The organism is Brachybacterium sp. (assembly GCF_052095815.1).
In the GTDB taxonomy this organism is placed as follows: domain Bacteria; phylum Actinomycetota; class Actinomycetes; order Actinomycetales; family Dermabacteraceae; genus Brachybacterium.
In genome coordinates this window covers 1-23,417 of record NZ_JBQDLF010000021.1, presented here as the reverse complement: position 1 = coordinate 23,417, position 23,417 = coordinate 1, and the positions used below count along the sequence as shown (strand labels likewise).

The window sequence follows — 23,417 nt, the reverse complement described above, 5'->3', positions numbered from 1 at the left end:
CACGACGACGAAGGGCGCCCCGCCGGTTCCTGCGGGGCGCCCTTCGTCGTCGAGGTCGCGGTGGGATGAACCCGGTGGGATGAACCCGGTGGGTTGAACCCGGTGGGTTGAACCCGGTGGGCTGACCCGGTGGGCTGGGCCTGGCGGGCGAGCAGGTGTTGTCGGGCTCGCGCTGGGGCTCAGCCGCGGTTGGGGCGGGGACGGCGGGAGGTCAGGCGCTCCGTGCCGCTCTTGGCTCCGCGCTTGGCAGCCACGCGCAGTCCCTGCAGGATGACCCCGGAGACGGTCGCCCAGAGCAGGATCTTCCAGAGCGGCTGGTCGTCCTCGGGATCCTTGATCGCCGCGATCTCAGCTTTCGAGAGGCCGTCCTTCTTCGCCTGCTTGCGACGCTTCGCGACGTCCTTCTTCGCAGACTTCTGTGCCTTGACGGTGGGGGCGTCCTCCCCGAAGACGGCGCCCCAGCCAGCGGCTGCGGCCTTGTTGCCGACGGTGGCCGCGACGATTCCTGCCACGGGGACGACGATGCTCACGAGCGGATTGGCCACTGTTTCCTCCAGGCGTCGAATGGTCTGTGTACGGGACGCTGCTCCCGGCGGATCAGTACGTCCCTGCGTGCTGAGCGTAATAGGTTCCCATGTCATCCGTGCGCAGGGCCTCGCGCAGCACCTCCATCGCCTCGTCATCCGTGCCGACGACGCTGGCTCCGCCGCTGGTGGTGATCGGCCCGGCGTGGGGGACGGAGAGGAAGTACATGTCCCCGCTGCGGACCGATCGCAAGGAGAGTCCGAGCTCGACCATCGCGCCGGCGCTCAGGCCGTCGTCGGTGGTGAGATACGGGGAGATGCTCTCGATGGTGTCGGCGAGCTTGCCGGGATCGCTCAGCGTGTCAGCGCTGATCAGCTTGTCGGCGATGCCCTTGAGGACCGCCTGCTGATTGCGGTTGCGCTGGAAGTCGCCTTCGGCGAACTGCTTGCGCTCGCGGACGAAGGCCAGGGCCTCCTCGCCGTTGAGGGTCTGGGTGCCCTCGGTGAACTGGTGGCCCTGCGCCTCGAAGGTCTGGGGAATCTTCACGTCGACTCCGCCGAGGGTGTCGACCAGGCCCTCGATGCCGTCGAAGTCGATCAGTGCGACATGGTCGATCGGGACCCCGGTGTAGTTCTCGACCGTGGTCACCGCCAGGCCCACGCCGCCGAAGGCGAGTGCCGCGTTGATGCGGTCCTTGCCATGGCCGGGGATGTCGACATAGAGGTCGCGCGGGAAGGAGGTGATGTACACGCTCTGGTTGTCATCGCTGATGTGCACCAGCATCATCACGTCCGAGCGCTGCCCGCTCACGCCCTCGGAGGCGGCGTCCTCGGGGGATCGCTTGTCCGAGCCCAGCAGCAGGAAGTTACGACCGCTGCCCTCGATCGCCTCCGGGCGGTCTCCGTCGGAGGCGCCGCGCGTGATCTGCACCACGGTGCGCTTCTCGTAGGAGTCCTTGAGCCCGTTGAGGTAGTTGCCGATCACCAGGCCCACGCCGAGCACGAGCACGGCGACCAGCCCGAGGGCGATCAGCGCCGCCCGTCGGCTGCGGCGCCGATCGGTGCGCGGATTCTCGTCATCATCCCAGTCAGCGGGAAGATCGACGTCGGCGGGGTCATTCATTCGGTGTCCCTCTCAGACGGTGCCGCCGAGGCGGACACGCTGCCGACGACGCCCCGATGCCCGGGGCGCCGTACTATCCCGGGTACCGAGGCACCCGGGTATACGCGAGATCCCATATTAGGCGTCCCGCGGTCCGGCCCTTGCTCTCGAAGCCGGTCTTCACACGACCCTCGAAACGTGGCGCCCATCCGGTGGTCGGGATGTTCGCCGGGATCGCGTCCGAGGAGCTCCCTTCGGGGCGGAGCCCCTCGGGATGCAGCAGGGCGAGCTCGGGACGCGGATCCAGCTGGGTCCTCATGTGGTGGGCGTACTGCGCCCAGTCGGTGGCCAGGCGGAATGTCGCACCGTCGGCCAGCAGCGGCAGCACCGCGTCCAGGAACGGCGGGTTGATCAGCCTGCGCTTGTGGTGACGCTGTTTGGGCCAGGGATCGGCGAAGTACACCCAGAGCTGGTCGATCGAGCCCTCGGGCAGCATCGCGGGCAGCGCCCGCTGCGCATCCAGCGGCAGCATCCGCAGGTTCTGGGGACTTCCCGAACGCTCCACCCGGCTCAGCGTCTGGGCGAGCCCGGGCAGGTACACCTCGGCTCCGAGGTGATCACGTTCGGGATGGGCGAGGGCGGCGGCGACGATGTTCTCGCCGGTGCCGCTGCCGACCTCGACCACGAGCTCGGCCTTCCGGCCGAAGACCGCTGCGGGATCCAGGCGGGTCCCCTCGGCGGGCAGGGTGTCGCGATGTCCGCGCGGCGGGTCGATGACGTAGAAGGGGGAGAGGCGGTCCCAGGCGTTCTGGCGACCCTGGGTCAGTCGTTCCCCGCGCCGCACGAAGGAGACGACATCGCGATGCGTCTTCTCCTGGCTCGCTGTCATCGACGGATCACTGCTCACGTCACTGCTCACGGCGGATCTGACCGTCCTCGACCACCACGGCGACCTCGGGGAGGTGGCGGGTGGCGGGGCCCACCAGCACGTCACCGGTCGTGGCATCGAAGCGGGAGCCGTGGCAGGGGCAGTCGAGCTCCTTCTCCTCCTGGCGCAGCGCGCAGCCGTTGTGGGTGCAGTAGCCGGAGTAGCCAGCGATGTCCTCGCCGGCGCCGCGCACCAGCAGCACGAACGGCTCCTTGCCACCGAAGTTCACCAGGGTGCTGGCGTTCTCGGGCACGTCCTCGAGCGAGATCGTGCCGTCCTCCGCGCGCAGCGGCGCGGCGGTGCCGAAGCCCTCATCCTCGGGCCCGCAGGCCGCGAGCCCTCCCAGCCCGGCCGCAGTGGCAGGGAGCAGCAGGGCATGACGACGGGAGAGGCACGGGCGTTCCATGGCGCCAGGATAGCGAGCCGAGCTGGGCGACGGCACTGCACGGAGGGTCGGTGTGACCGCGGTGACGGTGCTGCGCCGTGCGAGATCAGACGTCAGCGGCCTCGAGCTCACGCGGGTCCCAGGTGAGGATGCCGTGGGTGCGCCAGCCTCGCTCCCGCACCGCGTCCAGCGCCTCCCGCTTGCGGGCAGGAGAGAGGCGGTCCAGGTACAGCGATCCTTCGAGGTGGTCGACCTCGTGCTGGAGGGCGCGGGCGAGCACCCCGCCCTCGTCCTCCACCACGACCTCGGCACCCTCCAGATCGATGCCGGTCACGCGTGCCCCGCGGTGGCGGGCGGTGGGGAAGCCCTCGCCGGGGACTGAGAGGCAGCCCTCGAGGGTCTCCTCGTCGAGCTCGATCCCGCCGAAGCGTTCCAGCACGGGATTGATGACCACCCCGCGCCGCAGGGTTCCGCCGGCATCCGGGCACGAGTACACGAACAGGCGCCAGCGCGAGCCGACCTGCGGCGCGGCGAGCCCGGCACCGCTGGCTGCATCGTTGGTCTCGAACATGTCAGCGACCAGGGCGCGAAGCTCGGAGGTGACCTCGCGGACCCGCCGGGTGCGCTGCGAGAGGGCGCGGTGGCCGACGATGGTGATCGGGCGGACGGTCATGCGGAGAGTTCTCCTGTGTGCGGGGGATCAGTGGGCCCGCCCTGTGCGGGAGGGAGGGGGGTGCTGGTGATGCGGTGGCGCGCGGGCGGGTTGACGGCCAGCGGATTGCGGGCGTCGACGATCCACGGTCCTCGCTCCCGGCGCAGCGGCTCTCCGTCACGGGCCGCCTCGGCGACCACGCGGCCGAGCTCCTCCGCCCGCACCGCGTCCGCGGCGAGGAAGTCGAGGGTGTGCGTGGCGTGGGGGTCGAGCACGATGCGGTGCCAGGCATCCAGGCCGCTGGCGATCTGGCGTGCTCGCAGGAATTCGGCGTCCAGCGCCGCTCCGGAGATCACCACGATGTTCGAGATCCACATCAGCAGCAGGATCGCGATCAGCCCGTTCAGGGCGGTGAGGATCTCCGCGAAGCGGGTGGCGTAGACCATCAGCTGGCCGGCGATCAGCGCGGTGCCGAACAGCACCAGCACGCTCACGGTCGAACCGAGCGTCATCAGCCGGTAGCGGGGAAGGCGCACGTTGGGGAACAGGTAGTACGCCATGGACACCCCGATGATGAGGATGACCAGCAAGATCGGCCACTTCACGAGGTTCCAGGCTGCGAAGGCGATCCGCGGGATGCCCACGAACTCGCCGATGCGCTGCGAGGCCTCGCCGCCCACGATGATCATGCCGATGGCCAGCAGCACCACGGACACGATCAGCATGGTCTCGCCGAACACGATGGTGCGGAACAGGAGGAAGGGACGCCCTTCGCGGGTGTCATACACGCGATGCAGGGCGCGGTGGAAGGCCGCGACCCCGTTCGAGGCGGAGACCAGCGAGCCGGCCGTGCCCAGCAGCAGGCCCAGCAGACCGCCGCTGGTGGAGGACACCGCCTGGATCGCGCTCAGGAAGGGGCGGGGGTCCAGGGTCGGGAAGATCTCGGTGATCATTCCGGACAGCGCAGTGAGCGTCTCCGCCTCGATCCCGATCAGCGACATCATCGAGACCACTGCGACCGCGCCCGGGAACAGCGAGAGCACCAGATAGAACGTCATCGTGCCCGCGACGTCCCAGACCTGGATGTCGAGCATCCGCATCCGCACCCGGTTCAGGACGTGCAGGACGCTCAGCCGGGGTCGGGACAGCTCGACCACCGGCTTGATGCGTCGCGGTCGTGAAGAGGTCACCGTGCTGCTCCGGGCTCAGGGTCTGTGCGCCGAGGATGGGCGCTGATCGAGCCTATTCCACCAGGTTCTCCGCGGCCCGGCCGGTCAGCTCGCCGATCAGCTCTCGTCGATGATGTCGTCAGGGTCACTGGCGACCGGGTACTCCCAGGGATCGTCGGGATCGCCGGGGACGTGAGAGGTCATGATCGAGCCGTCGGCGCGCTCATCGCCCAGCCCGACGGGCCTGGCCAGCACGGAATCATCGAGCAACGGCCCCTGATCCACGAGCGGCACCGTGACGCCCCCCGCATCGACCGTGACCCGTTCGCCGCGCACCGTGACCTCGACCTCATCGCCGCTCTCGAGCGTGAAGGAGATCTCCTCGCGCACCAGGCGGACCCGGAACCGGGAGCCCCGCACCGTGAGCGGGTACGACAGCTCCGGCCAGTCGGTGGGCAGCCGCGGGTCGAAGGACACCTGGCCGTCGTCGTGCCGCATCCCGCCGAAGCCGTGCACGAGCGCGTTCCAGACCCCGCCCGCGGAGGCGATGTGCACCCCGTCGGCCGTGTTGTGGTGGAGGTTGGCGAGATCCACGAAGAGTCCGGCACGGAAGTAGTCCAGTGCGGCCTTCTGATGGCCGACCTCTGCCGCCATGATCGATTGCACCACCGCCGAGAGCGAGGAGTCCCCGGTGGTGATCGGATCGTAGTACTCGAAGTCCGCGCGCTTCTCCTCGGCGGTGAACTCGCTCCCGCGCAGGAACAGCGCCAGCACGACATCTGCCTGCTTGAGCACCTGGAAGCGGTAGATCACCAGCGGGTGGTAGTTCAGCAGCAGCGGGAAGGCCTCGTCCGAGGTGCTCGAGAGGTCCCAGATCTCCCGCTCGAGGAAGCGGTCCTCCTGCAGATGGATCCCCAGCGACTCGTCCTTGGCGACATGCATGCCGTCCGCGCAGGCCTCCCACTGCTCGAGCTCCATCTCGTCCAGCTCGAGCTCGACGCGCATGCTCTCGTAGGCGCTGTCGTCCGCAGCGCGCAGCTCGCGCACCGCCCGCGCGGCACGCCGGAGGTTGAAGCGGGCCATGACGTTGGTGAACATGTTGTTGTTCACCACAGTGGTGTACTCGTCGGGGCCGGTCACGCCGTTGATGTGGAAGCTCGCTGCGCCATCGGCGGTCATCCGCCAGAACCCGAGATCAGCCCACATCCGCGCGGTCTCCACCAGCACCGGGACCCCGTCGCGATGCTGGAAGTCGAGATCGCCGGTCACATCGGCGTACTGGGCGAAGGCATACGCGACGTCGGCATCGATGTGGTACTGCGCGGTGCCGGCGGCGTAATAGGCCGAGGCCTCATCGCCGTTGATCGTGCGCCAGGGATACAGCGCTCCGCGCTGGTTCAGCTCCCGAGCACGTTCGCGGGCCTTGGGCAGCAGGTTGGTGCGGAAGCGCAGGGCATTGCGCGCCCACCGGGGCTGGGTGAAGGTCAGGAACGGGACCACATAGATCTCGCTGTCCCAGAAGTAATGCCCCTCGTACCCCGAGCCGGTGACGCCCTTGGCCGGGATGCCCCACTGATCGGAGCGGGCGGCGGCCTGGGCCAGCTGGAACAGGCACCAGCGGGTCGCCTGCTGCGCCGCGGGCTGCCCGGGCAGCTGCACGTCAGAGCGCAGCCAGAAGTCGTCGAGGTATGCCTGCTGCTCAGCGAACTGCACCTCGAAGCCGCTCTCGCGGACCCGATCCAGAGTGCGCCGGCAGCGGTCGAACAGCTCGCGGTGGGGGACGGAGCGCGAGGAATGGTAGGTGACTGCTTTGCGGACGGTCAGCGACTGTCCCTCCTCCAGATGGGCGCGCACGACCTGGCGGCCGAGATCCGCGGAGGTGTCCACGAGCTGGGTCACCTCCGCATCGGACTCCACCTGGTGGTCCGCGCCGACGGCCATCGTCATCCCCGAGTTGGCGACCCGGTACCCCATCAGCATCCGGCGCTCGCTGTGCCAGTCCTGCAGCGGCTCGAGCACCCGATGGGTGAAGTCGGTGGTGCGCCGTGGGTCGGCCTTGTCCGTGACCGCTCCGCCCACGAGACCCTTGCCGAAGTCGTCCCGGAAGTCCTCGCGGTTGATGATCTGTGACGAGATCGCGATCGGGGCCGAGCCCTCGAGCATCTCCACCTTCAACGTCATCACCGCCAGGTGCCGCTGCGCGAAGGAGACCATCCGGGCGCTGCTGACCCGGACCCGCTTCCCGGCCGGGGTTCGCCAGATCAGCTCCCGGCGCAGCACCCCCTCGCAGAAATCGATCCAGCGCTCGTACTCCTCGAGATCGGCGATCGACAGCAGCAGCGGCTCATCGTCGACGTAGAGCTTGAGCACTGACGAATCGGGCACCGAGATCATGGTCTGACCGGTGCGCGCGAAGCCGAAGGCGGATTCGGCGTGGTTGATCTGCCAGGTCTCGTGGAATCCGTTGAGGAAGGTGCCGTGGGTCTTTGCGTCCCGGCCCTCCTCCGGGGTCCCGCGCATCCCCATGTACCCGTTGGCGGTCGCGAAGAGGGTCTCGGCGAGGCCCAGGTCCTGAGGGGGCCTGGACTCGACCAGGCGCCATTCATCGAGTGGGAGCTGGGTGCGGTCGACGGGGTCGGCGGGCAGCGAGCGCAGGCGGGTCATGCGAGCTCCTCCAGGTCTGCGACGGCGAAGGTGGCACCGGCTGCGGCGAGCTCGGCAGCGCCGGCGCCGCGATCGACACCGATCACTGCGCCGAAGTCACCCGAGGCACCTGCCTGCACGCCGGAGACGGCGTCCTCGTAGACGACGGAGTCCGCGGGCTCGACTCCGAGCAGCCGGGCGGCGTAGAGGAAGGTGTCCGGTGCCGGCTTGCCGGGCAGTCCCTCGCGGGTCGCGACGTTGCCATCGACGATGTGCTCGAAGCGGTCCAGCAGTCCCGCTCCGCTCAGCACCTCCTCCGCGTTGCGGGAGGAGGAGACGATCGCCAGCCGCGCGGTCGGGGGCAGGGCATCGAGGTAGGTGACGGTCCCGGGATAGGGCGCCACGCCGTCGGCCCGCAGCAGCGAGAGCACCAGGTCGTTCTTGCGGTTGCCGAGCCCGCGCACGGTCTCCGCACCGGGATCCTGGACGCCGGGATCATCGTCGATGCCCTCTTCCAGGGTGATCCCCCGGGAGCTGAGGAAGGTGCGCACGCCGTCGTAGCGGGGGCGCCCGTCGACATGGGCGAAGTAGTCGGCGTCGGTGTACGGCTCGTCGATGCCGCGAGAGGTGAGGAATCGACTGAACATGTCTGCCCAGGCGCGCATGTGCACCTCGGCCGTCGGGGTGATGACCCCGTCGAGATCGAAGAGATGTGCCGTGTAGTCGGCCGGTCGGAAGGTACGCGCAGCAGTCACGCCGAACATGCTACGGCGGTCCCTGTGGACCTGGGTGCGGACCGGGCTCGGTATGAGGCTATCGCCAGGGCGTGGCATGGGAGCCGGGGCGTGGGCTACCCTGCGAGAGTCCGCTCCCGCGCTTCGGCGCCGGTGCGGAGCGGCTTGAGACCCTTCGAGGAGAAGATGACTGTCACGGAGTCGCTGTCCGTGGTCGGCGCAGTGCGCCGCGCGCTCGAGATCGATGAGCGGACCAGCCACCAGGGCCACCCTCTGGTCCGCGCTGTGCTCACCCTGACCACGAATCTCGACCGTGCCCCCGCCCAGCTGTGGCCGCTGCTCACCAGACCCGGAGAGCTCGCGCGATGGTTCGGGCCGGTCGCCGGCGAGCTGCATGAGGGTGGGAGCTTCACTGCGCCGGGCGGAGTGCATGGACGGATCCTCGAGGTCGAGGCGCCCCACCGGCTCACCTTGTCCTGGACATCGTCCAGCGGCGAGGACCCGCTGCTGATCAGGCTCGATCCGGAAGACGACGGCACCACGCTGCTGCATCTGCGCCACACCGCGCTGGTCGACGTCGAGGAGTTCGAACGGACCGGCCCCGGCGCCCTCGCCATCGGCTGGGAGCTCGCGCTGCTCGCGCTCGCCGCCGAGACCGACGGCTGGCGCTCCAGCTGCCTGGGCTCGGTGCCCACCCCCACCCCGGAGTGGCGGCGAGGTCCTCAGGCAGCTGCGTATCTGCGGGCCTGGTCGGTGCGCTGGGCTGCCGAAGCCGTCGCGGCCGGAGTCGACGAGGGCGTCGCACGTCGCGGCGAGGCGGCGACCACCGGCACTTCTTTGGGCACCTGAGCTCCCTGCTGGAAGTCTGAGCCCCTCCTGGAACTCTGAGCCCTTGCTGGGTTCCTGAGGCCCTGCGGCTGCCCACTCCCGGGGTGCTCGCGCTGTCCGTGACGTCCGCACCCCGGAGCTCTTTGCCCAGGCTCACTATCGGGTGACAGACTCGGCCGGTGACCACACCTGCGCCGAGCTCCCGCCCTCGGGACCCGCGCACCCCGGCGCAGGTGCTCCGCTCGCTCACCCCGTCGGTGTACGCGCCGAGCCTGCTGGAGTTCACGGGTCTCGCGGCGCTGATGCCCGTGGTGCCGCTGATCGCCCGCGACCTCGGGTTCAGCATCCCGCAGGCGGCCGCGCTGTCGATGATCTTCGGGCTCACCTCCTTCTTCGGCCCCATCCCGGCAGGTCGACTGATCTCGCGGATCGGGGCTCGTCGCGCACTGGTGATCACCGGTGTCGTGCTGGTGGCCGCGAACCTGGCCGCGTATCTGATGCTCGACCCCGCACTGGGCGGGGGCGGCGACCTCACGCATCGCCTGCTGCTGATCGGGGTCCTGCTGGTGATGGCGGCGAGCACGCAGGTCTGGCAGTTCGGGCGCCAGTTCTATCTCGGCACCGCGCTGCCGCCGGCGATGCGTGCTCGCGGGATGACCCTGTTCGGCGGGGTGATCCGCCTGGGAGAGGTGATCGGCCCTCTGCTCGGTGCGGTGGTGATGGCAGTGGGCTCGATGGCCTGGGTCTTCCTGCTGTTCGCCGTCACCGCCGCAGCCGGCACCGTGATGATCGCGCTCTTCCTCCCTCCGGGGGAGGCGGGACCGGCCCCCGCGCGCGGCCGCCGCAGCGAGCGACGGCCGCGCAGCCAGGCACGCGGCCGGCTGGATCGTGCCGTGCTGCGCCGCATGATCGCCGTGGGTCTCGGCATCTCCCCGGTGATGATGGCGCGCGTGAACCGGCCGGTGATCGTGCCGCTGCTCGGCGATTCGCTCGGGCTGGACCCGGTGTGGATCTCGATCGTCTTCGGGGTCAGCGCGGCGCTCGAGATCCTGCTGGTGATCCCCGCAGGCAGCCTCATGGATCGTTTCGGCCGCGCTGCGGTCGCCGTCCCCTGCGCGCTGCTGATGGGTGCCGGCTTCCTGCTGCTGGCCGTGCTCGGCATCGTCCTGCAGGGGCAGGGTCCAGGGCTCGCACTGGTGGCGCTCCTCGTGCCCAGCCTGCTGATCGGTCTGGGAAACGGCCTGGGCTCGGGGCTCGTGATGACCCTCGGCATCGACGTCTCCCCGGTGTATGACCGTGCGACCTACCTCGCCTGGTGGAACACGATGCTGGGGGCGGGACGCCTGGCGGCGCCGCTGATCGTCACCGGCGTCACGCTGGTCGCCCCGGTGGCCATCGCCGGAGCGGCGACCGGAGCGATCTGCGTCGCAGGGGGAATCTGGCTGACACGAATACTGCCCCGCGTCACACCCTCCGGGGGGACCCGGAGGAGGTGAGGCGGGGCAGCGTGGACACCGACGAAGCCGGAGCCAGGAGATCAGCTGGAGCCAGGAGCTCAGGCGGCGGCGGGCACCAGGGCGTTCTCGGCCGTGCTGTGCAGCAGCACCTGGGCATCCTCACGAGGGATCGAGCGGGCGATCGCGATCTCGGAGGCCAGCGGGTCGATGGCCTGCTTGAGCAGGTTGCGCTCCGCGAGGCTCGAGGGGACGCCGCCCGAGTCACGGACGATGTTGCGGATGACCTCGATGCGGTCGGTGAGACGACCGGTCTGGAGCTGCATCTGGAGCGACTTGATGCGGTGAGCCCAGGACGCCTTCTTCTCCGGCGGCTCGATGGGCTCGCCGAGCTGCTTGATCATCGTGACGATCTCCTTCTCGACCAGGAGCGCACGCAGTCCGATGACGTCCTTGCCGCCGGAGGGCACGGAGATGCGCATCTCGTCACCGATGACCACGAGATCGACATATTCACGCTCGACGCCGCGGACGGCGCGGGTGGAGGTGGAGACGACGCGCACCGGTCCGTGGACGGGATGTGTGAGCACTTCTCCGGCGTTCGGGGCGGCGGTGACGTCAGACGCTTCGGCAACGGACAAGGGGTTCCTCCTCTGTGGACCTGCGCACCGGCGGTACCGCGGCCCTGGTGGGGTCGAGGCGGCCACGTCCGGCATCGTGCGGTCCCGGACAGGGCCCGGGACGCGGGGGTGACGAAGTGGCTCGAGTGCCGCTCGACCTGCAGGAACAGGGTGACGGCACCTACGACGGAGCAGTTCATTCTCTCACGGATCTGACAAAATATCCAGAGCGTGACGTCTCCACCTACATCACATCGGCAGATCATCGGTAGACCATCGGCATCGCGTCGACAGCGTGTCGGAGCCGCATCAGCGTCACGTCGGAGCTGGGTCATCGCGACGGTCTGTTCGAGACGGAAGTCGGAGGCTCCTGCGGGTCGTGATGCGGTTCGATAGGGATATGGTCCCCGGCTCCGCAGCATCCTCCACCGAGCGCGAGCTCGTCCGCTTCGAGGACATCGGGGTGGTGCTCGACGGCAACGTGCTCCTGCTCGAGGCCACCGGGAGCGTGCAGGCCGGAGAGGTGCTGGCACTGACCGGTGCCAACGGCTCCGGCAAGACCACGCTGCTGCGGGTGCTCGCCGGCCTGCTCGAGCCCACTGCGGGCACGGTGCAGATCGCCGGGCGGACACCGGATGATCGCGACCGCACCTTCCGCACCGCTCTCGGCGCACTGATCGGCCCGCCGCAGACGGCCCGGGACCTCACCGTCGCCGAACACCTCCAGTTCATCGCCGCCACCTGGGGGACGCCCGCGGCCGCCGGGGCCGAGCAGGCCCAGGCGCTGCTCGAGGAGCTGGCGATCACGCCGCTGGGACGCCGATTCCCGCATGAGCTCTCCAGCGGGCAGACGCAGCTGGTGTCCCTCGCGCTGACCTTCGCGCGGCCGGCCCAGGTGCTGCTGCTGGATGAGCCCGAGCAGCGACTGGATGCCGACCGGCTGGAGCTGGTGATCGATGCGATCCGTGCCCGCGTCGACGCGGGAACGGCCGTGGTGATGGCCACTCACCATCCCCGGATGCTCGAGGCGCTCGCCGATCACCGCCTCCACCTGGAGGACGCTCCGTGACCGGGGATCTCAGCGCCGTCCGCGAGGTCTGGGCGCAGCGCAGCCAGGCCCGGACCCGCGCCGATCTGCTGTACCTGCTCTACGTGGTGGCACTGAGCGTGCTGGTGTTCGCCGCACCCGTCCTGCAGATGTCGGGAACGTTCCTGGCCCGGCCCGATGTGCTCCCCGCGCTGCTGCACCCCCTCGCCCCGCAGGTCACCACGACCGTGTCGCTCGCCGCGGCGAGCGTGATGGTGATGCTCGGCGCCGTGCGCGGTCCGGCGCTGATCGCGCCCTTCTTCACCGCGACCCTCGCCGCCAGTGGGATCCGCCGACGAGACGTCCTCTGGCGGCCGCTCGCTCGGGCGCTGCTGGTGCCAGCTCTCGGCATCGTCATCGTGACCTCCCTGATCGCGGCGACCCTGGTGACCGACGGCGCCGCCACGGGAGCAGGTGGCGCATGGTTCGTGGTCGCTGGAGTCGGCACCGGCCTGCTGCTCGGTGCGGCCTGGCTCGGCGGCGAGCTGCTCGGGACAATGCATCGACGGCTCCTGGCAGGCGTGCTGCTGGTAGCGGCCGCGCTCTGCACGGCGCTGCCCCACGCGCCGGGGCTCGGCGGCGCCTACCCGGTGACGGAGACCCGGCCGAAGATCTGGGCGCTGCTCCTGCTGGGAGCGGGGGTCATCGCCACCGCGGCGGGCTTCTCGCAGCTGGACAGGCTGCGGGGAAGCGTGCTGCGAGAGCAGAGCCAGCGGTGGGCATCGACCACCACGATCGTCACCACCGGGGACGTGGCTGGTGCCGCCGGGATGCTCCAGCTCCCGCCGTCGGCCGGACGGCGCCTGCCTGCGATCGGATCGCGGCCGCTGGTGCTGCTGTACGCCAGACGAGATGTGGTGACGTGGCTGCGCAGCCCGGAACGGCTTGTCGCGGGAGTGGTGGTGGCGTTGCTGGCGGCCGCAGCGCTCGCCGGCTCCACCCTGCTCACCGGCCCGCTCGCCTGGGGTGCGGTGGTGCTGGGAAGTGCGGCGCTCTGGGGCGCCGGTGGCACCCTGGTCGACGGGATCCGTCACGGTGTCCATACCCTCGGGGCGCCCACGCTGTTCGGCCAGTCGGCCGCCGTCCAGGTGCTCCTGCATTCCGTCGCGCCGGCACTGCTGCTGAGCGTGCTCGCGACACTCGGCGGAGCCACCACGATGCTGGCGGCCGGCGAGGGGCTCACAGCAGTCGAGATGGTCATCCTGCCCGCGGCCCTGGCGCCGGTGATGATCGTCGGCCGGGCGCGGGACGCTGCGAAGGGCCCGATGCCGCTGGGCCTGATCACCCCGATGCCCACGCCGCAGGGGGACATGGCGGTGATCCCGATGCTGGCCTGGCAGTCCGATGCGATACTGCTCGCCGTGCTCTCCGGTGCGGTGCTCGCCGGTCTCGGACTGCTCGGCCCGCCCTGGCTGCTGGGCGGCGCGGCGATCCTCACCGCCGCGATGGCGCTCATGGCCTGGACTCGCATGCGGGCACTGCGACGCTGAGATGCTGAGGCGCTGAGGCGCTGAGACGCTTGTGAACTTGAGACTCTGAGGAGCTGCGGCGATGACGAGCACCCCGTGGAATGTGCGGACCACCGAGAATCCGCTGATCCGCTGGCTGGGTCGGCGGCTGACGGTGCTGAACGCACGCCACCCCTGGAACCACAACGCGCACTTCCACCGCTGGATCCTGCGTTCCGTGCCTGCCGCCGCCACCACGGCGCTGGACGTCGGCTGCGGGCGCGGGGATCTGATCACGGCGCTCGCCGGCGTGATCGGGCCCGGTGGTCGGGTGGACGGGATCGACCCCGATCCGGAGATGGCGCGCCTCGCCGCGTCCGAGGTCGCGCCGATCCCGCAGGCGCGGATCCATCGTCGCACCCTCGCCGAGCATGCCGCCTGGCCTGAGCACGCGGGGTGCTACGACGCGATCACGATGGTCGCGTCGCTGCATCACATGGATCTCGACCAGGCGCTGAACCAGGCGAAGATCCTGCTGCGCCCCGGGGGCAGGCTGCTCGTGGTCACCCTGACGATGCCGGTGACCACGCTCGACCAGCTGTGGGACCTCGGGAGCGCCGTCACCAATCCACTGATCGGCCTGGTGAAGCACCCGCGCCCGGCGCGCGGTCCGGATCCCGCGGCCGCGGTCCCGGTGGCCGATCCGGCCTGGTCGCTCGACGAGCTGAGGGAGCGCGCCGGCCGGGTGCTCCCCGGAGTCCGGATCCGCAGGCGTGAGGGCTTCCGGGTGACGCTGCTCTGGCAGAAGCCTGCAGTCCCGATCAGCCGCGGGTGTGCTTCGCGATGACCTCGCCGAGGCGGCCGATGGCCTCCTCGATGACTGCGGGGGAGTGGGTGACGAAGCTCAGCCGCATCGTGGAGCGGTCGGCGTTGTCGGCGAAGAAGGACCAGCCGGGCAGATAGGCGACGCCTGCCGCGACCGCCTCGGCGAGCATGCGCTGGGCGTCGTATCCCTCGCCGAGCGCGGCCCACAGGAACATCCCGCCCTCGGGTCGGGTCAGGTGCGCGCCGTCCGGGAGCACCGGGGTGATCGCCGCCGTCATCGCGTCGCGACGCTCGCGGTAGACCGCGCTGACCGTCGCGACATGGGCGTCGAGATCGGCGGTCTCGAGATATCGCGCCACCGTCAGCTGGTCCACCACGGAGGACTGCATGGAGATCGCGGCCTTGGCGACCGCGAGGGTGTCCAGGATCGGGCCCTCCGCACGCATCCACCCGATCCGCACGCCGGGGCTCATCAGCTTGCTCATCGAGTTCAGCAGGATCGTGCGCTCGCTCATCCCGGGCAGGGACGCGATCGGCGCCCAGGTGCTGCCGGTGAAGCTCAGCGCGCCGTAGGGGTCGTCCTCGATCAGCGGCACGTCGGTGCGCAGCAGCACGTCGGCCACCGCCTGCCGACGCGCCACCGGCATGGTGCGCCCGGTGGGGTTCTGGAAGGACGGGATCAGGTAGACCATCCGCGGATGGTGGGTGCGGATGGCCTCCTCGAGCGCTTCCGGGATCACCCCGTCATCGTCGGTGTCGACCCCGATCATGCGTGCGCCATGAACAGCGAAGGCCTGCACCGCCGCGAGATAGGTGGGGGACTCGACCAGCACCACGTCACCGGGCTCGAGCAGGGCCTGGGCGATGACGAACAATCCCTCCTGGGAGCCCGAGGTGACCCGGATCTGGGAGGCGTCGGTCGGGAGATCACGGGAGAGACGGCGTGCGGCCTGCTCGCGCAGCTCGACCTCTCCCTCGCTCACCCCGTACTGCAGCGCCCGGTGGCCCTGGTGGGAGAGCACCCAGTCGTAGCAGGCGGTGACGTCCTCGAGCGCGAACAGCGCCGGATCCGGGATCCCGCCGGCGAAGGAGACGATGTCCTTGCGGGCGGCGAGGGCGAAGATGTCCTTCAGCGGAGAGGACTCCATGCCCGCGTAGCGCGCGGCGACGGGGAAGCGGAACGGCTGTCGGGTGGGCTCGAACGGAGCAGACGCGGTCATCGGCCCATGGTGTCACGCGAGCAGTGCGCCCTCGAGGAGCAGCAGTGCCTGTTTGGTCTCTATCCCGCCTGCGTATCCGGTCATCGCCCCGGTGCTGCCCACCACCCGATGGCACGGCACCACGATCGACAGCGGATTGGAGCCGACGGCGGCACCGACGGCCTGGGCCGCACGCGGCCGTTCCAGGGCGCGGGCGATCTGCCCATAGGTCGCGGTGGTGCCACGGGGGATCGAGGCCAGGTGCGCCCAGACGGCCCGTTGGAACTCGGTGCCCTCGGGGGCCAGCGGCAGCGTGAACTCCTCCCGGTCCCCGGCGAGGTAGGCGAGGAGCTGGGCCTCCGCCTCGTCGAGCACGGGGTGGGGGGCCTCGGCGACCGCGCCGAGCCGAGCCGCTGCAGGGAAGTGCTTCTGGTCCTGACGCCAGACGCCGACGAGTCCGTCGGCGTCTGCCGCCAGCAGGTAGGTGCCGAGTCGGGTCCCGACGAGGCGATGGGAGCGGCCGGGGCGGAGCGGGGTGGTGGTCATGAGCGGTCCTTCCGAAGGGTTCGGAGTTCTGCAGGGAGGTCGTCACGGTGATGCCACAGGTGCATCACCGCATAGCTGCGCCAGGGGGAGGCGGCGAGCAGAGCGGCATCGAGCGCGGGGAAGTCCTCGGCCAGCTCGAGGGCACGGGCGACGGCGAGCAGGGCGACGTCCCGCTGCGGTGCCACATCGATCGCGCGGGCTCCGCGCAGCAGGGCGTAATCGGCGGTCCAGGGACCGATCCCGGGCATGGCCAGCAGCCTGTTGCGCAGCTCGGGCAGGGGGAGGTGCGGATCCGGTGGGTCGGTGAGCGCGCCGGCCAGGGTGCGGCGGCGTGCGCCGGGCCCCCGGAACCATTCCTCGGCGCGGGCACCGGCCTCGCCCGGTGACACCGAGAGCCGGTGGACGTGCCCGGTGTGCAGCGACGCGGGCAGCTCGGCTCCGGCGAGATCGGTGGCGCTCTCGATCAGAGCCCGGGCGCGGGCAGTGCTGATCTGCTGACCGACGATCGCCCACATCAGCGCCTCGGAGAGGCTCGGCGTGCCGGGGATCCGCACTCCCGGGCGCGCGTCGAGGAGAGGGGCCAGAGCAGGCATCGCGGCCCGCAGGCCGGCATCGATGCCATGCGGGTCCGCATCCAGGTCCAGCATCCGCCGAGCCAGGGCGACGGCGGCGGCATAGTCGCGCAGGTCCGTCAGCCGTGCAGTCAGCGGCAGTAGTCCCTCTTCCGCTCCGAGGTCGACCTGCAGGACTGCGGGCCCATGGGGGAGGGCCACGGCACGCGTCCAGACGAGGTCCTCGACGTGCTCGACCCCGGGGATCGCCCGGGTTGCGAACCAGCTCGCCAGTCCGGCTCCATGGAAGGGGCGGCGCACGGCCAGGTCGGCGTGGACCACGGCGATGCTGTCCGCGCGACCCTCGTCTCCGACGCCGTCTGCGCGAGCGGCGCCCATCGCGCCCCCGGTTCCGCGCCGAGGTGCGGCGAGCTCACGGATCGCCGACGGGGCCCGGCCGAAGATCCGGCGGACGGTCTCGTGCAGCTGGCGCTCGCTGCCGAAACCGGCCGCTGTCGCGATATCGCCCATCGGCCAGCTGGTCGAGCGCAGCAGCGCATGGGCGCGGCGGGCCCGGGCCATGCGGGCATGCGCGACCGCCCCGGTGCCGGTGCGGGCCACCAACGCCCGGTGCAGGGTCCGCTCGGTGACGTGCAGCTGGTCGGCGAGCTCGCTCACGGTCGTGCTCCCGTCCAGTCCGGCGTCCAGCGCGCCGGCGTGGATGAGCGCGAGCGCCCGGTGCGCGAGCTCACCCGCAGGATCGTCGGAGTCGGCGCCCGGAGGGGTGAGCGGCCCACAGCGCTTGCACGCCCGGTAGCCACGCTCGACCGCCGCGGCGGCGCTGGGGGTGAACTCCACCCGGTCCCGGCGCGGTGTGCGCGAGGGGCACGAGGGACGGCAGAAGATCCCGGTGGAGCGCACGCAGGTGAAGAACACACCGTCGAACCGCGCATCGCGCGCGGCGATCGCCGCATAGCGCTGGTCGTCCGTGAGCATCTCCATACCTCCAGTGAACCCCTCTGCAGCCTGCCGCGCCAGCGGGATCCGGACAGAGTGATGGACCCCGATCCTTTTCCAGCAACCCCTGCGCCCGGCCGCACGGCGCTCGCAGGTTCGCAGTTCGTCGATCACTCCCTGCGTGATCGGTCGCTCTCCTTCCCTCGCAGGCTCGCAGTTCGTCGATCACTCCCAGCGGAAGAGCAGTGCGGAGACCACCACCCCAGCCACCACTGCGGCGAGCAGGGATGACAGCGAAGCCATCTCCATCGGCGCTCCCACCCATGCCCGCTGGAGCGCCTGCACCCCGGCGCCGAACGGCAGATGGTCCCCGACCACGGCGAGCCGCTCGGGAAGCGCCTCGCGCCCACCGAACATCCCTCCCAGGGCGCCCAGCCCCAGGAAGCCGACCAGACCGATCGCCACCGCGGAGTTGGGAGTGGGGGAGACCGCCGCGACGATCATCCCCAGCGCGTACATCGCGGCCGCAGACAGCGCCAGGATCCCCAGGGCCGCGACGAGGTTCGAGGGCAGATTGAGGCCGAACACGACGGCGGTGAACCCCAGCGCCAGCCCGATGCCGAGCGCGGACTGCAGGACGGAGACGAGCACCTGGGCGGCCAGCACCATCACGGGACTCACCGGGGTGACCGACATGCGCTTCAGGATGCCGGAGTGTCGGTAGTGAGCCAGGAAGCTGGGCATGTTGACCACCCCGATCATCGACAGCACCATGATCAGCACGATGGGCAGGACGCCCACGTCCAGAGCAGTGAAACCGCCGCCGACCTCGACGTCGGCCGTGCCACCGGCGGTGGTCAGCAGGATCAGCAGGGGCATCCCGATCGGCACGATCATCCCGGCCGTGTCGCGCAGCACCATCTTCGACTCGGAGATCACCATGACGACGAAGGATCGAGGCCCGGGATGGTGACCACGCAGCTCGGACGGGGCGGGGGCAGCGGGGGTTCCAGCAGTCATTCGGCAGTCTCCATCTCGTGTCCGGTGAGCTGGACGAAGGCCTCGTCCAGAGTGGTGGTTCCGGCACCCTCGATGAACTCGACCGGGGTGCCGGCGGCGAGCACCCGGCCCGCATCCAACAGCACGATGCGGTCGCAGAGTCGCTCGACCTCCTCCATCGTGTGACTGACCAGGAGGATCGTGACTCCGTCGGCCTTCAGATGCTCGATGGTGCGCCACATGCGACGTCGCGCCGCCGGATCCAGCCCAGTGGTCAGCTCGTCGAGGATCACCACTCGGGGCCTGCCCACGAGCGCGAGCGCCACGGACAGGCGCTGCTGCTGGCCGCCCGAGAGCTTCGCGAAGCGGGTGGTGCGCTGGGCATCGAGTTCCACCAGATCCAGCAGCTCCCGGGTCGGTCTGGGATCCGGGTAGAAGCTGCGGTAGAGCGCGAGCAGCTCGTTCACGGTCAGCGCATCGTGCAGCTCCGCGTCCTGCAGCTGGACCCCCAGCACCTGCCGCAGCACCCTGCGGTCGCGGAACGGGTCCAGGCCCATCACCGTGATGCGACCTCCGTCGGGCCGTCGCAGCCCGGCGATCATCTCGACCGTCGTGGTCTTGCCGGCCCCGTTGATGCCCAGCACCCCGAGGGTCTCACCCTGAGCGATGGTCAGACTGATGCCGTCGACGACGGTGCGGCGTCCATAGTTCTTGGTGAGCTGCTGGACCTGGACAGCGGGGTTCTTCGTGCTCAGAGGTGTCATGGTCTCGACGCTACGGAGGCAGAGCCCGGAGCACCTGTGCCCACCGTCATCGGTCCCTACCCGGCGCACCATGGCCATCGGCACGGGTGCGCGCAGAGGGAGCGGCCTAGCATGGTGCCATGCGCAGACTGGGCACCGAGAGCTGGGCCGGCATCGCGAGCGGCTTCTACCTGATGATCCAGCTGGCGACCGTCTTCAGCACCCTCACCCTGCTGCGGGAGAAGCGGATGCGCACCGAACTGGCCCAGGCACACGTGGACCTCAAAGCCGCCGGGATCCTGCTGGCCGAATCCACCCGCACCGCGGAGCGGCTGCGGATCTCCCGCGAGCTGCACGACCTGATCGGCCACCAGCTCACGGTGCTGACTCTGAACCTGGAGGCCGCCCGGCACGTCGGCCCCGACCGGGCGCGCGAGCACGTGGCTCGTGCCGATGCCGTCGCCCGAGGGCTGCTGCGCGACGTCCGCTCGACGGTGGGGGAGCTGCGGACGCAGCCCGTGGACCTGCAGGAGGCGCTGCGCAGCATGGTCGAGGGAATTCCCGGGCTCCAGGTCGACATCGCCGTGGACCCGGATCTGAACCTGGGGGAGGAGCAGTAGGTCGCCTTCATCCGCCTCGCCCAGGAGGCGGTGACCAACACGATCCGCCACTCCGAGGCCTCGCGGCTGCAGATCGACCTCGCCCAGGACGGCAGTCAGGTGTCGCTGGTGGCGCGAGACGACGGGATCGGCGCCCGGGCTCCCGAGCTCGGCAACGGTCTGTGCGGTCTGCGCGAACGGTTCGAGTCCCTGGGGGGCGAGCTCACGGTCGACGGCACCGCGGGCTTCGCGGTGACGGGGCGGGTGGCGGCGTGACCCGAGTGATCGTGGTCGATGACCAGGCGCTGGTGCGTGACGGGATTCGTGCTCTCCTGCAGGTGGCGGGGATCGATGTGGTGGCCGAGGCGGACGACGGGAAGACGGCGCTGGCCGCAATCGCCGAGCATCCCGTGGACGTGGTCCTGATGGACCTGCGGATGCCGCGCTTCGACGGCCTCTGGGCGCTCGAGCAGCTGCATGCGCAGGGCTCACAGGTGCCGGTCCTCGTGCTCACCACCTTCGATGACGATGAGCTGGTGCTCCAGGCTCTGCGCAGCGGTGCCCGCGGATACCTGCTCAAGGACGTCACCGTCGACCAGCTCGCCCGGGCCGTGCGTGCCCTCGAAGGCGGGGGCACCCTGATCTCGCCGTCCATCACGGAGGGCCTGCTGCGCGCGATTCGCTCGGACCGGGTGCCGGCTCGGGAACGGGCCGCCCCGATCCAGGCGCTGACCGACCGGGAGACCGACGTGCTCCGCATGCTCGCCGAGGGCTACAGCACCCGCGAGATCGCTGAGCTCCTGCACCTGGCTGAGGGCACCGTGAAGAACCACATCTCGATGATTCTGCAGAAGCTGGGGGCGAGGGATCGCACCAGCGCGGTGCTGCGAGCCCTGCGCGAAGGCGTTCTCGGATAGAGCGAAGGCACTCTCGGAGAGAAGGGCATCCGAGCGGTGACCAGCGTAGAAGCGACGAGGCCGCGACATCCGGTGGATGCCGCGGCCTCGTGCCATGGAGCGGGCGACGGGAATCGAACCCGCGTAATCAGTTTGGAAGTCACCGCCCCGAGAGGGTATTTGCGCAGGCCAGGGGCCATATCGGCTCTAGCTTGCGGGGCCTACGATACCCCAGAAATGGGCACGGTGCCCCATGCGCAGACACCGGAAGCCCCGCAATGCCCCGCGATTCTGGACAGGTCCAGCCGGTCGGATCCGGCGAGGGGAACCGGGTCCGGCGGCCTCGGCGGCAGGGCACGGTCGGCAGCGGGCACCAGCACCTCCCGGGCGGTGAGGATCCGGGCGGCGGACATAGAACGGCCCCGCACCGTGGGGCGCGGGGCCGGGCAGTGGCAGGCACTGCGCGCAACAGCGCTCAGGCGGTGCGGACCAGGGACAGACGGGGCGGCGCAGCCGGGGCGACGGGATCCGGCACCCTCGGCGGCGTAGTCGAAGGGGCGGCGAGGGCGTCGAGTTGGTCTGCGATCCAGCGGTCGCGGTCGGCGCGGGCGTGCTGGTAGATCGCGGCGGCTCGGGGTGTGCTGTGGCCGATCCGGGCCTGTAGTTCGGCCTGGGTGGCCCCGGCGATCGCGGCGAGGGTGGCGCCGGTGTGACGGAGGTGGTGCCAGGTCGCATCGGGCCGCCCGACCGCCTCGCGGGCCGGTGCCAGTGCTCGGGAGCGGGCGCCGGATCCCATCGGGGACCCGTCCGGCTTGCCGAACACCAGCGCCTCGGCGTCGGGGCCGGTGTGCTCGGCCAGGTGGTCGGCCAGGGCGGCGGCGACGGATCCGGGCAGGGCCACGGTGCGGCACCCGGCAGCGGACTTCGGCGGCCCGTAGGTGATCGGGGACCCCGGCAGCTCATGCAAGGATCGGCGCACTGTCACGGTGCCCGCCTCGGCGTCCACATCGGCACGGCGCAGGGCGAACAGCTCACCGGGGCGCAGCCCGGACCAGGCGGCCACCAGCACCGCAGCCCGCAGGCGAGGCGGCATCGCGGCGGCGAGGGCGGTCACTTCCTCGGCGCTCAGCGGCAGCCGTTCGGGGTGGTCGACCTGCCCGGCGCCCTTCACCCTCGCGGGGTTGTGCGGGATCAGCCCGTCGGCGGTCGCCTGGTTCAGCACGGCCCGCAGCAGCCGGTACGCCTGCGCGGCGGCTGTACGGCCCGCTGCGGGGTCGACAGGGGCCGACGGGGCTACGGGGGCGCCTGCGGCCTGCCAGCCGCTCAGCACGGCGGCGGGCACCCGACCGGTGCGTGCTACGTCGATCCCTCGGCTGCGTGCCCAGGCGCGGGCGCTCTGAGCCTGTGACGGTACGCGGTGCCCCGGCGAGGTCGTGGCCTCGGCGTGGGCGTGCTCGCACAGGGAGGTGTGCCACTCGCGCAGCAACGGCGTGGTCAGCGTCGACAGCGGCAGCGGTCCAAGGTCGATCCTCGCGGCGCCGGTGCCGATAAGCCGCAGGATCCAGCGCTCAGCGGTGCGCCGGTACAGGTCCAGGGTGCGGGGCCGCAGCCGCGTGCTGTTCGTGCGCAGGTACGTGTCGACGGCCTCGGCCACGGTGACGCGGGTCGGGATCACAGCGGCGGTGTTCCCGGCCAGCAGCTCACCACGCACCCGGGCGAGGTAGTCGGCAGCCTCGCGGCGACGGGCGAACGTGCGAGGGGCCGACACCAGGCGCCCGTCGGGGCCGGTGAACCGGGCGCGGTAGCGACCTGAGCGCTGACGGTCGATCTGACCGAACTCTCGGCGGCTCATCGGGTCCTCCAGTCCCGCAGCAGCCGCCCCTGAGCGTCCACGTGCGTGCTGACGCCTGACCAGTCGATCCCGGCAAGCACCACGGCGCCCTCGGGCGGCCGCGCGGAGTCCAGGCGTCCGTGGCACCGGCGGCACATCGGGGCGTAGTCGTGGAGATCGGCTGCGCGCTTGCCGTCGACGGTGCGGCGGATCGTCTCGGCGTCGGGGAGCATCGCCCAGTCGACAGCCTCGGCGCCGCAGCGGGCGCAGGGCCAGGCTCCAGGCTCACCCAGGGCTGCGCGCACGCGGTAGTGCTTCGCGGTGTAGGTGACGGGGCGCTCGGGGTCCGTGCTCGGCTCGCGGTGGTCGGATCCCGGGGCGCGGCCCAGGCTCAGGCACGCGGAGCGGTAGCAGCGCCAGCACAGCCGCTGTACCCGGTGCCAGGATCCATCGGTGCAACCGGGGGCGCGGCACGGCACGGTCGCCGGGTCGATCTCGGCAGGGATCGCCGGGGCGTCGACAGGCAGCCAGTACGCCCAGGAGGTCGAGCGGCGACGACGGCCCCGGACCCGTCGGGGTGCGTCGGCGCTCTTTGACCTGCGCTCGGGCATATCCGCTGCGATCAGCAGCGGTCCGTCAATATGGCTCTTCGCGGTTCGTGGTGAATGACCCTGCTGTGGCGGGTATTCACGCTACG

24 protein-coding genes are annotated in these 23,417 nt (G+C 70.6%); 8 read left to right on the top strand and 16 right to left on the bottom strand.

The window, feature by feature from the left end:
* Positions 1–179: 179 nt before the first annotated feature.
* The 8 genes from ACTH43_RS09900 to ACTH43_RS09865 form a co-directional block, all read right to left on the bottom strand.
* Positions 180–530 (bottom strand): DUF4235 domain-containing protein, encoded by a 351-nt coding sequence (locus tag ACTH43_RS09900; protein WP_441444734.1) that lies wholly within the window; start codon positions 528–530, stop codon positions 180–182.
* A gap of 67 nt (positions 531–597) precedes the next feature.
* Positions 598–1,647 (bottom strand): LCP family protein, encoded by a 1,050-nt coding sequence (locus ACTH43_RS09895; protein ID WP_441444733.1) that lies wholly within the window; start codon positions 1,645–1,647, stop codon positions 598–600.
* 73 nt (positions 1,648–1,720) lie between these two features.
* Positions 1,721–2,545, bottom strand: a complete 825-nt coding sequence (trmB, locus tag ACTH43_RS09890) for a tRNA (guanosine(46)-N7)-methyltransferase TrmB (RefSeq protein WP_441444732.1) — start codon at positions 2,543–2,545, stop codon at positions 1,721–1,723.
* Complete coding sequence (locus ACTH43_RS09885) at positions 2,535–2,960, bottom strand: ubiquinol-cytochrome c reductase iron-sulfur subunit (protein ID WP_441444731.1); 426 nt, start codon at positions 2,958–2,960, stop codon at positions 2,535–2,537. The genes trmB and ACTH43_RS09885 overlap by 11 nt, the downstream gene beginning before the upstream one ends.
* 85 nt (positions 2,961–3,045) lie before the next feature.
* A complete protein-coding gene (def, locus tag ACTH43_RS09880) occupies positions 3,046–3,612 on the bottom strand; it encodes a peptide deformylase (RefSeq protein WP_441444730.1) in 567 nt (188 codons plus the stop codon).
* Positions 3,609–4,781 carry a YihY/virulence factor BrkB family protein gene (locus ACTH43_RS09875; RefSeq protein WP_441444729.1) on the bottom strand — a complete coding sequence of 391 codons (1,173 nt, stop codon included), beginning with the start codon at positions 4,779–4,781 and terminating at the stop codon, positions 3,609–3,611. The genes def and ACTH43_RS09875 overlap by 4 nt, the downstream gene beginning before the upstream one ends.
* Before the next feature lie 96 nt (positions 4,782–4,877).
* Complete coding sequence (locus ACTH43_RS09870; RefSeq protein WP_441444728.1) at positions 4,878–7,424, bottom strand: glycoside hydrolase family 65 protein; 2,547 nt, start codon at positions 7,422–7,424, stop codon at positions 4,878–4,880.
* Entirely contained in the window at positions 7,421–8,167 is a 747-nt protein-coding gene (locus tag ACTH43_RS09865) for an HAD family hydrolase (RefSeq protein ID WP_441444727.1), read from the bottom strand. Before ACTH43_RS09865 ends, ACTH43_RS09870 begins: the two co-directional genes overlap by 4 nt.
* A gap of 156 nt (positions 8,168–8,323) precedes the next feature.
* On the opposite strand from ACTH43_RS09865, the gene ACTH43_RS09860 reads away from it, so the two are divergent.
* Both ACTH43_RS09860 and ACTH43_RS09855 read left to right on the top strand, forming a co-directional pair.
* On the top strand, positions 8,324–8,986 hold the full coding sequence (locus ACTH43_RS09860) for an SRPBCC domain-containing protein (RefSeq protein WP_441444726.1): 663 nt from the start codon (positions 8,324–8,326) through the stop codon (positions 8,984–8,986).
* A gap of 158 nt (positions 8,987–9,144) precedes the next feature.
* Complete coding sequence (locus tag ACTH43_RS09855; protein ID WP_441444725.1) at positions 9,145–10,461, top strand: MFS transporter; 1,317 nt, start codon at positions 9,145–9,147, stop codon at positions 10,459–10,461.
* A gap of 59 nt (positions 10,462–10,520) precedes the next feature.
* Here ACTH43_RS09855 and ACTH43_RS09850 read toward each other — a convergent pair whose 3' ends face one another.
* Positions 10,521–11,060 (bottom strand): CarD family transcriptional regulator, encoded by a 540-nt coding sequence (locus tag ACTH43_RS09850; RefSeq protein WP_441444724.1) that lies wholly within the window; start codon positions 11,058–11,060, stop codon positions 10,521–10,523.
* A gap of 379 nt (positions 11,061–11,439) precedes the next feature.
* On the opposite strand from ACTH43_RS09850, the gene ACTH43_RS09845 reads away from it, so the two are divergent.
* The 3 genes from ACTH43_RS09845 (at position 11,440) to ACTH43_RS09835 (ending at position 14,421) form a co-directional block, all read left to right on the top strand.
* Positions 11,440–12,108: an ABC transporter ATP-binding protein gene (locus ACTH43_RS09845; protein WP_441444723.1), complete on the top strand. Its 669-nt coding sequence runs from the start codon at positions 11,440–11,442 to the stop codon at positions 12,106–12,108.
* Positions 12,105–13,616, top strand: coding sequence for a hypothetical protein (locus ACTH43_RS09840; protein WP_441444722.1), 1,512 nt, complete (start codon positions 12,105–12,107; stop codon positions 13,614–13,616). Before ACTH43_RS09845 ends, ACTH43_RS09840 begins: the two co-directional genes overlap by 4 nt.
* 61 nt (positions 13,617–13,677) lie before the next feature.
* Complete coding sequence (locus tag ACTH43_RS09835) at positions 13,678–14,421, top strand: class I SAM-dependent methyltransferase (RefSeq protein ID WP_441444721.1); 744 nt, start codon at positions 13,678–13,680, stop codon at positions 14,419–14,421.
* Here the strand turns inward: ACTH43_RS09835 and ACTH43_RS09830 are convergent.
* From ACTH43_RS09830 to ACTH43_RS09810, 5 genes are all read right to left on the bottom strand, one after another.
* Positions 14,396–15,619: an aminotransferase-like domain-containing protein gene (locus tag ACTH43_RS09830; RefSeq protein WP_441444720.1), complete on the bottom strand. Its 1,224-nt coding sequence runs from the start codon at positions 15,617–15,619 to the stop codon at positions 14,396–14,398. The genes ACTH43_RS09835 and ACTH43_RS09830 overlap by 26 nt on opposite strands.
* Before the next feature lie 12 nt (positions 15,620–15,631).
* Positions 15,632–16,144 carry a methylated-DNA--[protein]-cysteine S-methyltransferase gene (locus tag ACTH43_RS09825; RefSeq protein WP_441444719.1) on the bottom strand — a complete coding sequence of 171 codons (513 nt, stop codon included), beginning with the start codon at positions 16,142–16,144 and terminating at the stop codon, positions 15,632–15,634.
* Positions 16,141–17,697: an Ada metal-binding domain-containing protein gene (locus tag ACTH43_RS09820; protein ID WP_441444718.1), complete on the bottom strand. Its 1,557-nt coding sequence runs from the start codon at positions 17,695–17,697 to the stop codon at positions 16,141–16,143. The genes ACTH43_RS09825 and ACTH43_RS09820 overlap by 4 nt, the downstream gene beginning before the upstream one ends.
* Positions 17,698–17,877: 180 nt before the next feature.
* Positions 17,878–18,672, bottom strand: a complete 795-nt coding sequence (locus ACTH43_RS09815; protein ID WP_441444717.1) for an ABC transporter permease — start codon at positions 18,670–18,672, stop codon at positions 17,878–17,880.
* On the bottom strand, positions 18,669–19,415 hold the full coding sequence (locus tag ACTH43_RS09810) for an ABC transporter ATP-binding protein (RefSeq protein ID WP_441444716.1): 747 nt from the start codon (positions 19,413–19,415) through the stop codon (positions 18,669–18,671). The genes ACTH43_RS09815 and ACTH43_RS09810 overlap by 4 nt, the downstream gene beginning before the upstream one ends.
* Positions 19,416–19,534: 119 nt before the next feature.
* Here ACTH43_RS09810 and ACTH43_RS09805 point away from each other — a divergent pair, with 119 nt between their 5' ends.
* The 3 genes from ACTH43_RS09805 to ACTH43_RS09795 are packed head-to-tail and all read left to right on the top strand — an operon-like array spanning position 19,535 to position 20,910.
* Positions 19,535–20,014: a sensor histidine kinase gene (locus ACTH43_RS09805; protein ID WP_441444715.1), complete on the top strand. Its 480-nt coding sequence runs from the start codon at positions 19,535–19,537 to the stop codon at positions 20,012–20,014.
* 30 nt (positions 20,015–20,044) lie between these two features.
* On the top strand, positions 20,045–20,269 hold the full coding sequence (locus ACTH43_RS09800) for an ATP-binding protein (RefSeq protein ID WP_441444714.1): 225 nt from the start codon (positions 20,045–20,047) through the stop codon (positions 20,267–20,269).
* Positions 20,266–20,910: a response regulator gene (locus ACTH43_RS09795; protein WP_441444713.1), complete on the top strand. Its 645-nt coding sequence runs from the start codon at positions 20,266–20,268 to the stop codon at positions 20,908–20,910. The genes ACTH43_RS09800 and ACTH43_RS09795 overlap by 4 nt, the downstream gene beginning before the upstream one ends.
* A gap of 454 nt (positions 20,911–21,364) precedes the next feature.
* Here ACTH43_RS09795 and ACTH43_RS09790 read toward each other — a convergent pair whose 3' ends face one another.
* Together ACTH43_RS09790 and ACTH43_RS09785 are read right to left on the bottom strand one after the other, a co-directional pair.
* Complete coding sequence (locus tag ACTH43_RS09790) at positions 21,365–22,741, bottom strand: tyrosine-type recombinase/integrase (RefSeq protein WP_441444712.1); 1,377 nt, start codon at positions 22,739–22,741, stop codon at positions 21,365–21,367.
* Positions 22,738–23,331 carry a hypothetical protein gene (locus ACTH43_RS09785; RefSeq protein WP_441444711.1) on the bottom strand — a complete coding sequence of 198 codons (594 nt, stop codon included), beginning with the start codon at positions 23,329–23,331 and terminating at the stop codon, positions 22,738–22,740. The genes ACTH43_RS09790 and ACTH43_RS09785 overlap by 4 nt, the downstream gene beginning before the upstream one ends.
* Between the last annotated feature and the right edge of the window lie 86 nt (positions 23,332–23,417).